We start from the raw sequence: 11,500 nt of genomic DNA on the forward strand, positions 1-11,500 counted from the left end.
TTTAAATGGGCAGTGAAGTGACAGTTCCGCGTCGACGCAGCCAAGTCACGATAATAAGACGAGTAAGGGACAGAGACGTGAAAAGCGAGATCACGATTCCCAAAGCCAAAGTCACGGCAAATCCACGGATAGGTCCTGTTCCAAATTCAAATAGAACAGCCGCCCCAATAAGTGTGGTGAGATTTGAGTCTACAATGGTTGTTATCGCGCGTGTATATCCAGCTTCAACGGCGGCAACAGGACGCAACCCATTGCGTAGCTCTTCTTTAATACGTTCATAAATGAGTACGTTTGCATCAACTGCCATACCAATGGTGAGGGCGATACCTGCAATTCCTGGCAGAGTTAATGTCGCTTGTAATAAGGACAGTGCTGCAAACAAGAAGATTAAGTTAAACCCTAAGGCAATATCAGCGTACAAACCAAATAGGGAGTAATTGGCAATCATAAAGATCGCAACAAAAATGAAGGCTAATACTGTTGCCAATTGACCGTCTCGAATCGAGTCTGCTCCCATACTTGGACCAACGGTACGCTCCTCAATAACATTTAAGGGGGCAGGCAGAGCGCCTGCTCTTAAAAGTAGAGACAGTTCGTGAGTTTCTTGTGTGGTAAAGTTTCCGCTGATAATGCCTTCGCCATTGGGAATCAGGCTACGGAACACGGGAGCACTAATGACCTTGTCATCCAGTACTATAGCGAACCGTCTGCCGATATTGTTGCCTGATAGGTCTGCAAATTTTCGGGCTCCTATCGCATTAAATTTTAAACTAACAGCAGGCGTTCCCCCATCACGTTCAAAAGTAGCTTGAGCATCGATTAAATTATCTCCACTGATACCGACTTGCTTTTTTATCACGATGAAACTTGCTCTCGCCGACTTATCTTCTAGTTTTAATATTTCTGATCCTGGGGACACATTGGCTCTCGGTTGGCCGCTGGGTGATATATCTATAGGACCAGCTTCCTCATCAACCATGCGGAATGTCATCTTGGCTGTACGCCCAATCAAACGCTTTACTTCAGCAGGATCTTCAACGCCGGGAAGTTGAACTATGATGCGGTCATTTCCCTGGCGTTGTAGCAAGGGTTCTTTCGTGCCGGTTTCGTCTATGCGTCGGCGGACAACTTCAATCGATTGTTCTACAACAGCTTTGTTGCGCTGTTGAATTGATTCTGGAGAGAGTGTGAGAGATCCTTGCCCATCGGGCGTAATAACAATAGTGGCTTGGGGATCAAGTTTTTTAAGAAGTTTAAGGACCTTATCTTGTTGAGTAGGGTCGCCTTTTACATCTCGTAACGAGAATACAACACTCGATTGTGGCAAATTTATGGCAAGCCCCGCATAGCCTATTTTCTCTTTTCGCAAAGTGGCCCGAACTTCGTCAAGGGTATTAAGCAGTTGCTCTTTCAAAACAGATTTAAGGTCAACTTCTAATTGAAGATGCGAACCGCCTCGCAACTCTAATCCAAGGTTGATAGTTTTTTGGAAAACTTCGGGAAGTTTTTGAAAAAGAGTTGGCGGTAATATATTTGGGAGAGCAAACAAAAACCCTACCAAACAAACCGAAAGAATAGAAAAAATCTTCCATCGGGAGATATATATCATGCTTTTACTTTCCTGTAGCTCGATTAGCAGGAGCTTTGCGTGTCATTTTCGACTTTGTGGTACTTGTTCTTTTGACAATGGCATTGTTAAAGTTATCTTTAGACGATATGGAATCAATAGATTCGTTAAGGTTTATGGGGTCTGTTTTCGCCAAAACTTCTGTAATATGTCCTTTGACATGTCGAACGCGAATATCATCCGCTATTTCGAGTTGCACTTCTTTATCACTGACAATTTTAGAAACGGTCCCAATTAAACCCCCACTTGTGACCACTCGGTCGCCACGACGCAAGTTAGCAATCATGTTTTGGTGCATTTTCACCTTTTGTTGTTGAGGGCGCAGCATGATAAAGTATACAACAACAATCATAGCCGCAAAAGGCAATATGCCCATCATATCAAAGCTAGTTCCCATAACGTATTTCTCCTAAAAAATTTGAACATATTATTACACTATTAACCTAAGAAGTTATTGGGATCAACAATTTTGGTCCCTTCACGCATTTGAAAATAAAGTTGAGGATTAGCAGCCTTGCCGGATTGGCCAACGGTTCCTATCTTTTGACCGGCAGATACGACATCGCCTTTGCGAACAATGATTTTTTCCAAGTGAGCATAAACGGTCATTTTTCCATCATTATGTTTAACAAGGACGACGTTTCCGTAACCTCGCAAATGGTTTCCAACACTACCGACAACACCATTATTTGCGGCAACAACAGGTGATCCTTTTGGAGCGGCAATTGTAATTCCATCATGTTGAGGCACGCCTCCTTTTCCAGACTTACTATAATTTTTTATAATATTTCCCTTGGCAGGTTGAATGTATTTGCCAGCTGCAGGAGGGGGTTTTGGCATGCTGGAGGGTTGGTCAACATTGCGATGCTTCCCACGCCCCTCAGCTTCGTCAATTTTGTCTTCATCATATTTTTGGTTTTGTTGAGAGTCTTGATTTTCATCTGATCGGAGGCTCTCTCCCTCATCATCCACTTCAGGATTTTCTCTACCATCAGAAGATATTTCGCCAGAATTTAAAGCCTGGCTAGCAAGACCAGTTACAGGGGCTAATTGTTTAACTTGAACGCCATCTTCTTCTGGAATATGACCGACTTCTTCAGAAATGGGACCATCTGAATCATCTACAAATTCTTCAGTGGATCTTCTGGCTTTATGAGGGCGTACAAGCAAACGCTGCCCTTTAACGATTCGGTAAGGAGATTCTAAACCATTTGTGCGAATAAGTTCGCGTTTATCCATTCCATATTTTTTGGCAATAGAGGCAATGCTATCCCCTTTCTTAACCACATGGTATGGGCTGGCAGATTTATCATAATGAACAGAAGCAGGAGGGCCATTACGTGAGGTACATCCACTTAAAATACCTAAGGCTAAAATGACAAGAGCCACGAGAGTTGTTTTTTGCTTTTTCATGATTGTGTAAACACCCTTTCTAACTGTTTCATTGTTTCCCGATGCGTAAAATCTAAAGAAAGCGGGGTTACAGAAATCAAACCATTTGAATTCGCCTTGAGGTCTGTTCCCTCATCTCCACTTCCATCATAGTGAATAGCACCAATCCAGTAATACTGTCGACCCCGGGGATCAACATGCTCTTCCAAATTTCCGACAAGGCGTCGTTGACCCTGCTTGGTTATCGCAATTCCTTTGACGGAAGAGGCAATAAGATCTGGGAAATTAATATTTACAAAGATATTGTCTTGAAATTTAATTTTAAGCAAGCGTCGGATAATATCTGGCGCGTAGTGTTCTGCCGTCGCCCATTTTGTTGGATGTGCGTGAGACGTCACAATGCTTAACGCTATGGCAGGAATTCCTAAAAGTGCTGCTTCCATAGCAGCAGCGACTGTTCCTGAATACGTAATATCTTCGGCCATATTGCTACCATGGTTAATTCCAGATAGCACAAGAGTGGGCGGATGATCTTTTAAAATATGCTTTTTAGCAATCATTACACAATCTGTGGGTGTTCCACTAATGGCAAACCGCCGCGGGGATATCTCTCGGATGCGTAGTGGGTCTCGCAAAGTTAAAGAGTGACTGGCACCGCTTTGATCGAGTTCGGGAGCGACGATCCACACATCATCTGAGAGTTCACGCGCAATCTTTTCTAGAGTCTTTAATCCGGGAGCATGAATACCATCATCATTGCTTAACAAAATACGCATAATTAAATTTGCCCTTCTTTTTCTATGACTTCTATGCCATGCATATAAGACTTTAGGGCATTTGGAATACGAATACTTCCATCGGGTTGTTGATAATTTTCCATGATGGCGACAAGGGTCCGACCTACGGCTAATCCTGAGCCATTAAGGGTGTGGACAAATTGTAAAGTTGGTTTCTGATCGGTAGTCGTTGCTTGAGGACGATATCGGCTATTCAGGCGGCGTGCCTGGAAATCGCTACAGCGAGAGCAGCTTGAAATCTCTCGATAAGTATTTTGACTGGGAAGCCAGACATTTAAGTCATAGGTTTTTTCGGCTTGAAAGCCTAAATCACCGGCGCAAAGTTCCACAACTTGATAAGGGAGTTCAAGGCGTTGCAGAATAGTTTCTGCAGCGGAAGTCATGCGTTCATGTTCGGCGACAGCCTGTTCAGGTGTGGTAATGCTTACCAATTCTACTTTGCCAAATTGATGCTGACGAATCATGCCACGAGTGTCTTTCCCGGCTGCGCCAGCTTCTGCGCGGAAACAAGGCGTATAGGCTGTAAAGCGCAAAGGTAGGGAATCTTCTGAGAGTGTTTCTTCCGCAACAAGGCTCGTCAAGGCGACTTCTGCGGTGGGGATGAGCCATAGACCATGGGTTGTCTCAAACATATCTTCGCGAGATTTGGGAAGTTGGCTAGTTCCGTAAACTGTTTTTTCAAGAACCATAAGGGGGGGATAGACTTCTCGATAGCCGAATTCGCTTGTGTGAATGTCTATCATAAAGGCGCTTAGGGCACGCTCTAACCGTGCCAAATGGCTATATAGGACAACAAATCGGGAACCAGAAATTTTTGTTGCTCGCTCAAAATCCATCAATCCCAACATTTCTCCAAGATCAAAATGAGATTTGGGGGTAAAGTCGAAGCTTGGTATGGTTCCAACGGTTCGAATAACTTTATTTTCAGATTCGTCTTTTCCGTCAGGCACGTCTTGTGCAGGTAAATTAGGGAGAGTTTCAAGGAGATTTCGGAGATTCTGTTCGTAGGATTCGACCTCTTTTTCCCATCGAGTGATTTCTGTTTTTAGGCGGTCTGATTCGGCAGATAATAGGGCTGTATCTTGCCCTTTACTTTTGGCTTCCCCAAACTTTTTGGCAAGAGTATTACGATTTGTTTGGCAAGTTTGAAGTTCTGTTAGGGCAGCGCGATGGTGCGTATCTAGATTCAAAATCTCTTCAGCAATAAGCGGCTTTCCTCGGCGTTGGAGGGCGTGGTCCAGTAATTCTGGCTGTGTGCGTATTAATTTTAGATCTAGCATACCTAATTATAACTCTTTATAAATTATCAGCAACCTTACGGATGCTTAAGCTCAACCCACTTTACCATGAGAATTGATAAACCATACAGGATAATGAGCGGGATGGCTAATCCTACCATGCTCAACATATCGGGGGGCGTGATGAGAGCAGCAACAATGAAAATTCCAACGACCGCAAAACGCCATTTGGTTATAAGGCCTTGCGAAGTCACCATACCCACATTTGCCAATAATGTCAATAAAACAGGCAATTCAAAGCTAATACCAAAGGCAAAAATAAGACGCATAACAAATGATAGGTATTCATTGACTTTCGCTTCGAGTTCAATGGGAAGTTGACCCGTAGATCCTGGTGTCTCAAAACTTAAGAAAAAAGTGTATGCAGCCGGAAAAATGACATAATAAGCAAAAGCAGCACCAATCAAGAAAAGCAAAGGAGTTGCTAAAAGTAAGGGGACGAAGACTTTACGCTCTTTGCGATAGAGGCCGGGCGCAATAAACATCCAAACTTGTGAAGCGACCACAGGGAATGACAAAAATGCAGCCGAAAATGCGGCTACTTTGATATAGGTAAGAAAGGCTTCTGTCAGGCCTGTATAGATCAATCGACGATGGCCTTTTTCCTGTAATAAAGTTGCAAGCGGTTGGACGAGAAATTGAAAAATTTGCTCGGAGTATGCATAACAAAAAGCAAAAGCGACGAAAAACCCTATAGAAGCGTAAATTAGTCGTTGCCGCAATTCTAAAAGGTGTTCAATGAGGGGCTGGGGATTATCAGAAATGACGTCTTGATTCATGACTTTTTATTCTCAAGAGAAGCTGAATCTTTTTCTTTCGGATCATTATTTTGAACGATTGGTTGCGAAGTCATGGGGGTGGGGGCATCATCATGATGGATATGCAGTTCCAGTTGATCAGAGAGACTTTTTCCAAAAGCTCGAGCTTTACCAATCCAGCGACCAATATTTCTTAAAACAGCTGGTAGCTCTTTCGGCCCAATTAAAATTAGGGCAATTAAGGCAATAAATAAAAATTCAGACCATGCAATATCAATCATGTTTTATCACATTTATGCACTATGGTCTTTATCACGGAAACTGTTTGTGTGTGAATCGATGATATCCGTCTCCTCACCATCTTTCATTCCATTTTTAAACGCTTTGACACCCTTAGCAATATCCCCCATCACTCGGGGTAGTTTGCCCGCTCCAAATATAACCAAAACTATTCCGAATAACAAAGCCATATGCCCCAAACTCATTCCCATGGAATTCTCCTTAAACTCAAGTTATTGGATTTTTATCTATTAAGTATACACTGTCTTCATTATTTAAAGAATAAATGCCAAAATTTCAACTACTAAAGACTATTAGCGGCAAAGAGAGACAATTTTTCACCCTTAAAATTGTGGATATAATAATCGTTTTATGTCTTTGTTTGCTCTTTTATCTTGATTGTTGGCCTTTATTTGAGCCGCTTTAATCTCACGTACAATGCCCCGTTCCCTCCATCTTGTGTTGTGGCCGTTGTATAGGCGGATATAACAGTGTGCAAAACTGGGTCTTCAAGCCATTGGGGGACTTGATCTCGTAAAGTCTTTTTAAGAAGGGGGAGACCTGACTCATCGTGCTCTTGATTTTGTCGACCTTTGCCAGTGATAACCAAAACCCAAAGATCGCGTCTTTTCTGGCAAGCTATCAAAAATTTAGCTAATTTCAGGCGGGCTTGCTCAAGGGTGAGTCCATGAAGGTCAATACGAGCATCAATCTTGACGTTTCGGACGCGTTGGATGCGATGGGAAAGGGGAGATAAATGTTCTCGATGTGTACGCGAGGTTTGCGAAAATGCTAAGGGTTCTGGTTTTTTACGAAGAGGGAGGTAAGGGGTGACGGGAGCAGGAGCTTTACGTTTTTTATTTTTGGGTAAGGGATGAATCTTTTGGGAAATTCGATCCCATAAGGATTTTTCCTCTTCTGTAAGATCTCTCTTTTTTCGACTCATCGTTATTATGCCTTCATTTGGGCAACAACAAATAGTATTCTCCGTGAGATTTCATACGGCCAGCACAATCATCTGCAGTGGGGCCAGATCCCCAAAATAAATCTCCTCGAATGCTTCCTTTGATGGCCCCACCGGTATCTTGAGCAACTACGAGGGATTGAATGCGAGGTGTTCCTGAGTTGGGATGGTCGATGTTAATCCACAAAGGAGTACCAAGAGAAATATGTTCTTTGTCAATCGCCAGACTTCGCAAAGGTGTCAGAGGAACACCATGGCTGCCAATAGGACCTTCCCCATGGCGTATCTTGAAGAATACATAAGATTTATTGAGCGACATAATTGATTCCGCTTGGCGAGGATGTTGGCGCAACCATTTACGAATCGATTGACGTGAAACATCCCCAGGGGAAAGAACTCCTTTTTGAATGAGGGCCTTTCCGATAACATAATAGGCACACCCATTTTGACCTGCATATCCCAGGCGCATAAGGCTACCATCTTCAAGGCGGACGCGTCCAGAGCCTTGTATTTGAAGAAAGAAGGCATCAATGGGGTCATCCACCCATACCAATTCTAATCCTTTGCCTTTAAGGGCGCCGGCGACAATTCGGCTGCGGGGAACACCCTTATAGCGCACTTTAGAGCCCGGAAGACGATAAAGGGGGGTTTGATAGCGCCCATGACGATGCTTTGAACCTCGCAGTTCGGGTTCGTCATATCCTGTAAATAATCCTGTTGTTCCTTCGGCAGATGAGGCTTGGTAGGGCTTAAGATAATGTTGAATGACACGGCGAATTTCGGCCTCCGTTTGAGGAGTTTTTGTTACAATCTGTGTACAAAAATGACGCCAGTCGCCGACTTGCCCGCCGCCACACCGGCGTGTAGCCATTGGTTTTGATGGGTCTTTCTTTAATAGTGTTTCACAAGATCGCTTGAGCGCCGGCACAGCTTTTAAGATTTTATCTTTGTCCCAGCCGGGCAAGTCTTTATAAGATACGGGTATTAATTCGAGAGGAGACGAGACAGCAGTGGGTTGTGTTTGGCATCCCCCTAAAAGAATGGAAAGGGCAAAAAGAAAACTTGAGCACAAGCTTCGCACTTGAGCCATGTCCTAATTACCTTCTATTCGTGTGGCAACCAAAACCCAATTAGGATTTTCTGACCCAATAGGTCGGCTGAAGGTCCAAATATCATTCATATTTAAGCTTAAGTGGGCAGGATTATCCAAAATTTTGCCTTCGGCATCTTTTGTGACGGTAACTTGTTCACTGACAAATTTGAGCGTAATTTGCTGTTGTTTTCCTTTGATTTCAATATTCAATACCTCAGGATCTTTCATGCCAACAATTTTTGTTTCAACGGTATGTTCTGCTTCTTCTCTATCTTTTAAAGCACTTGAGAAAGATTTAAAAACCGCTGGACTGAGAAGGGGCTTTAATGTTGTCCTATCTCCCTTGGCAAAGGCTTCCACAATCATCTCAAATGCTGTAACAGCTCCATTTAAAAAGGACTCTAGGTCAAAAGAAGGATCTACAGTTCGAATTTTCTTTAATTCGTCGTCGTTGACCATATTTTGCGCCGCCGACTCTATAGAATCTTCAAGAGGCGTTGATTTTTTTTGAGATCGTACCGGCAAAGCAATAATATTGCTGGGATCACTTCCCGCTTGAGGAGGCGGTGCCTCAAACCCTGTACGTTTACCTAATATGGACCAAAGGCGAAAAACCATATAGCCGGTTAAAAAAGCAAAAAAAAGTATTTCCATCATTCGTATTGCCATATCTCCCTTAAAGCTTTTGCTGCATTTTAGCAATTATATCCATCGTCAAGACTTTTGTAACTTCTTATATGCTATTCTAGTCTAGACGAGGTTGTCATCAAATTGCTACAACTTGAAGATAATACAATATTATGAAGGAGGAAACATAAATGTCTACTGAATCTCAAGGGGAAAATGCACCGGCAATGACTTTGCCCATTACTATTCACGCTCAATATATTAAAGATTTATCTTTTGAAAATCCGAGTCCAATCGCTTCTTTTACAAATGAAAATAATGCTCAACCGAATATATCAGTGGGCATCCAAGCAAAAGCGGATAATTTGGGCGGACGTAACTTTGAAGTTATCTTAGAAATTCGTATTGATGCTACAAGAGATAAGGCTCCTCTCTTCGTAACGGAATTAACGTATGCTGGAATCATTACTTTAGGAGATTCTGTGTCAGAAGATGCAGCAGGCCCCCTTTTGATGATTGATTCGCCACGGTTATTATTCCCTTTTGCCCGCAACATTTTAGCTGACGTAACCCGCGATGGAGGATTTCCACCCTTAATGTTGGCTCCGGTTGATTTTGCAGCTCTTTATGAGCAGCAAAAAACGCAAGCTGCTCAAGAAACAAAACCAGTAAAAAATGGCAAAGATGATTCAAAAAAATAGTTTTATTAGGAAAATTAAAAAAGAGGGGCAAACGCCCCTCTTTTTTATTTGCATTGATTGCTATTTTTTATTTTCAATTTTAATTTATTACATTTTGTCTTTTGGTTTTGTTTGTTGAGACATTATGGCTTTCTTCGTGGCAGACCGTTTAGATACCTTTTTAACTCGAGGAGAAGAAGTATGGATCGATCCTTCTTCGCTGACTAGGGACGATAGGTCGTCTTTTTCATTGACACGGTAACGCTTTCTTAGCGTCTGGGGTTGGGCACTCTTTTTTGGAGATAAGGTAATATCTCGCGATGCCGGTTTGGTTAAGCGAGATTTTATTCTTTTAACCCTACCAGAAGATTCCTCACTTCCAAGCTCGCTATCCTCCGCAGCATTACTCTTTTTGTGAAGGGGATGAGACTTCCTTGGGCGTTTGGCGGGAGGGGTATTTTCCTTAAATTTATTGGAGAAATTAATGGCTTTAGGACTTTCCAAGGGTGGTGTTGGGGCAGGTGCAGAGCCATAATCACTGTCATCATCATTTGAGGTATGAGTAGAACTGCGAACGTCAGCTTCATCATCATCGGGAGTTCCAAAGTCAAGGACACGCGTTATACTTGCAACATCTTTTCGAGCAGCAAGAATTTCAGCGTCAGGCTGGGCAAGAAGAGTTCCAATTCCAGCAAGTTTTAAAGTATCCGTAAACGCATGATGATCTTCCCCTTGATGCGCATGCGGGATGGCGCTGCTAGTGTAAGCTTGCGCGGCATCTATTCCGATAGAGGCGGCCCCGAATTTATCATCAATACCATGTTTTTTGGCAATTTCCTTTTGACTAAACTTTTGTCCCGTAAAAATAGATTTACGAGTCTTGGGTTTAGGGGATCCAAGTCCTTGACTCTTGGCAAGTTGACGCTTTTCCTCTTTTCTTATTTCCTTATTTTCTTTGGCGTCTCGGTTCGCTTTGCGCCGTTTTGCTTCTTCTTTGCGAACTTCCCGCCGGGTTTTTGAAATAGTCGTAACTTTTTTATGAGGAGTGGAAGTAACTTTTACGCCCTGGCTACGTGCATAATCATGCTTAACCATGGTAAGTGCATCTACATAAGTAATTTCATAGAGAGTTCCATAGGGCGGTTGATAACTAAAATGCTCTTTAAGTTTTCGGGCATCAAAAGGTCCATAAGTCACAAGAGTTGCCCCTTTAATGAAATCATATATATCAGGTGCTGCTTGAGAAAATGTTGGTTGTAGCTTTGGATTTATGGGGTCAATTTTTTTAACATGTGGATGAGTAACCTTCGTCTCAGGGTTGAAATAATAGTGAAGTACTTTTCCCGTCGCTTCTCCTTTTTGCGTTTCTATGAATGTGGCTTCCGTGATAGGCCCTCCAATTTTAGGATCAGCTTCTAAATCGCAAAAAATAACCCGTCGTCCATCAAAGAACCATTCTCGATGGGCTTGCAGCCAACTATGAAAAAGGCGAGGCTTTAGCTTGCTTAAGGGAGATGAGTTCGGACTTAAAGGTTGCAAATATCGAGCTTGTGGTGTTTGCGGTTGGGCGGGGGACATCACATCAACACCCATAACATGAGATATTAAGAGTGAGCACACAATAGCTTGTGTGCAAAGTTTTTTAACCTTGTGCATTTTTTTATTCCTATTTTAACGCAATTTTTAATTATTATTTTTTTGTAATTTTTTAAATTACTTTTTCTTTGATTACACTTGGTATTGCATTCAATATTTTATAAGTCAAATTTTTTTATTTTAAATTTATTAAAGTAAATTTATTGAATTTTTTGAGTTAAAAAATTAAGAATATGTTTGTTATTTTTAATCAAAATTCAATTGTTTTTACTGAATTTTTTTGAATAAATTATCAAAATTTTATAGGCAGTTATGGATATTTATGGATCATTTTTAATTTTTTTGTGATAATATGATATTATTCTTTAAAAATTGTAAAATTTTGGGAA

General features: G+C 41.9%; 13 protein-coding genes. 1 reads left to right on the forward strand and 12 read right to left on the reverse strand.

Annotated elements, in window-relative coordinates; translation table 11 throughout:
• Position 1: 1 nt before the first annotated feature.
• The 11 genes from secD to FJX03_06465 all read right to left on the reverse strand — a co-directional run bounded on the left by secD (position 2) and on the right by FJX03_06465 (position 8,877).
• Positions 2-1,609: a protein translocase subunit SecD gene (secD, locus tag FJX03_06415; protein MBM3633317.1), complete on the reverse strand. Its 1,608-nt coding sequence runs from the start codon at positions 1,607-1,609 to the stop codon at positions 2-4.
• A gap of 4 nt (positions 1,610-1,613) precedes the next feature.
• Positions 1,614-2,024: a preprotein translocase subunit YajC gene (yajC, locus tag FJX03_06420; protein ID MBM3633318.1), complete on the reverse strand. Its 411-nt coding sequence runs from the start codon at positions 2,022-2,024 to the stop codon at positions 1,614-1,616.
• A 41-nt stretch (positions 2,025-2,065) separates the two neighbouring features.
• On the reverse strand, positions 2,066-3,040 hold the full coding sequence (locus tag FJX03_06425; protein ID MBM3633319.1) for a M23 family metallopeptidase: 975 nt from the start codon (positions 3,038-3,040) through the stop codon (positions 2,066-2,068).
• Positions 3,037-3,795, reverse strand: coding sequence for a 5'/3'-nucleotidase SurE (gene surE, locus FJX03_06430; GenBank protein ID MBM3633320.1), 759 nt, complete (start codon positions 3,793-3,795; stop codon positions 3,037-3,039). Before surE ends, FJX03_06425 begins: the two co-directional genes overlap by 4 nt.
• Before the next feature lie 2 nt (positions 3,796-3,797).
• On the reverse strand, positions 3,798-5,096 hold the full coding sequence (serS, locus tag FJX03_06435) for a serine--tRNA ligase (protein ID MBM3633321.1): 1,299 nt from the start codon (positions 5,094-5,096) through the stop codon (positions 3,798-3,800).
• A 35-nt stretch (positions 5,097-5,131) separates the two neighbouring features.
• Positions 5,132-5,893 (reverse strand): twin-arginine translocase subunit TatC, encoded by a 762-nt coding sequence (gene tatC / locus FJX03_06440; GenBank protein ID MBM3633322.1) that lies wholly within the window; start codon positions 5,891-5,893, stop codon positions 5,132-5,134.
• Complete coding sequence (locus FJX03_06445) at positions 5,890-6,153, reverse strand: hypothetical protein (protein ID MBM3633323.1); 264 nt, start codon at positions 6,151-6,153, stop codon at positions 5,890-5,892. Before FJX03_06445 ends, tatC begins: the two co-directional genes overlap by 4 nt.
• A gap of 12 nt (positions 6,154-6,165) precedes the next feature.
• A complete protein-coding gene (locus FJX03_06450) occupies positions 6,166-6,363 on the reverse strand; it encodes a twin-arginine translocase TatA/TatE family subunit (GenBank protein MBM3633324.1) in 198 nt (65 codons plus the stop codon).
• Positions 6,364-6,560: 197 nt separating this feature from the next.
• Positions 6,561-7,097: a hypothetical protein gene (locus tag FJX03_06455; GenBank protein MBM3633325.1), complete on the reverse strand. Its 537-nt coding sequence runs from the start codon at positions 7,095-7,097 to the stop codon at positions 6,561-6,563.
• 13 nt (positions 7,098-7,110) lie between these two features.
• Positions 7,111-8,205, reverse strand: a complete 1,095-nt coding sequence (locus tag FJX03_06460) for a murein transglycosylase (protein MBM3633326.1) — start codon at positions 8,203-8,205, stop codon at positions 7,111-7,113.
• Positions 8,206-8,208: 3 nt separating this feature from the next.
• Positions 8,209-8,877, reverse strand: a complete 669-nt coding sequence (locus tag FJX03_06465; GenBank protein MBM3633327.1) for a Tim44 domain-containing protein — start codon at positions 8,875-8,877, stop codon at positions 8,209-8,211.
• A 149-nt stretch (positions 8,878-9,026) separates the two neighbouring features.
• On the opposite strand from FJX03_06465, the gene secB reads away from it, so the two are divergent.
• Entirely contained in the window at positions 9,027-9,536 is a 510-nt protein-coding gene (gene secB, locus FJX03_06470; protein MBM3633328.1) for a protein-export chaperone SecB, read from the forward strand.
• Positions 9,537-9,623: 87 nt separating this feature from the next.
• Here secB and FJX03_06475 read toward each other — a convergent pair whose 3' ends face one another.
• Positions 9,624-11,171, reverse strand: coding sequence for a hypothetical protein (locus tag FJX03_06475; protein MBM3633329.1), 1,548 nt, complete (start codon positions 11,169-11,171; stop codon positions 9,624-9,626).
• Between the last annotated feature and the right edge of the window lie 329 nt (positions 11,172-11,500).

The sequence above is a fragment of the Alphaproteobacteria bacterium genome, assembly GCA_016870095.1.
GTDB lineage: Bacteria > Pseudomonadota > Alphaproteobacteria > Paracaedibacterales > VGCI01 > VGCI01.

Bases quoted from the DNA above. Each gene is read 5' to 3' on its own strand.
- tatC (MBM3633322.1), bottom strand. From the start codon at position 5,893: ATGAATCAAGACGTCATTTCTGATAATCCCCAGCCCCTCATTGAACAC.
- FJX03_06465 (MBM3633327.1), bottom strand. From the start codon at position 8,877: ATGGCAATACGAATGATGGAAATACTTTTTTTTGCTTTTTTAACCGGC.
- secD (MBM3633317.1), bottom strand. From the start codon at position 1,609: ATGATATATATCTCCCGATGGAAGATTTTTTCTATTCTTTCGGTTTGT.
- FJX03_06425 (MBM3633319.1), bottom strand. From the start codon at position 3,040: ATGAAAAAGCAAAAAACAACTCTCGTGGCTCTTGTCATTTTAGCCTTA.
- serS (MBM3633321.1), bottom strand. From the start codon at position 5,096: ATGCTAGATCTAAAATTAATACGCACACAGCCAGAATTACTGGACCAC.
- FJX03_06455 (MBM3633325.1), bottom strand. From the start codon at position 7,097: ATGAGTCGAAAAAAGAGAGATCTTACAGAAGAGGAAAAATCCTTATGG.
- surE (MBM3633320.1), bottom strand. From the start codon at position 3,795: ATGCGTATTTTGTTAAGCAATGATGATGGTATTCATGCTCCCGGATTA.
- FJX03_06445 (MBM3633323.1), bottom strand. From the start codon at position 6,153: ATGATTGATATTGCATGGTCTGAATTTTTATTTATTGCCTTAATTGCC.
- secB (MBM3633328.1), top strand. From the start codon at position 9,027: ATGTCTACTGAATCTCAAGGGGAAAATGCACCGGCAATGACTTTGCCC.
- yajC (MBM3633318.1), bottom strand. From the start codon at position 2,024: ATGGGAACTAGCTTTGATATGATGGGCATATTGCCTTTTGCGGCTATG.
- FJX03_06450 (MBM3633324.1), bottom strand. From the start codon at position 6,363: ATGGGAATGAGTTTGGGGCATATGGCTTTGTTATTCGGAATAGTTTTG.
- FJX03_06475 (MBM3633329.1), bottom strand. From the start codon at position 11,171: ATGCACAAGGTTAAAAAACTTTGCACACAAGCTATTGTGTGCTCACTC.
- FJX03_06460 (MBM3633326.1), bottom strand. From the start codon at position 8,205: ATGGCTCAAGTGCGAAGCTTGTGCTCAAGTTTTCTTTTTGCCCTTTCC.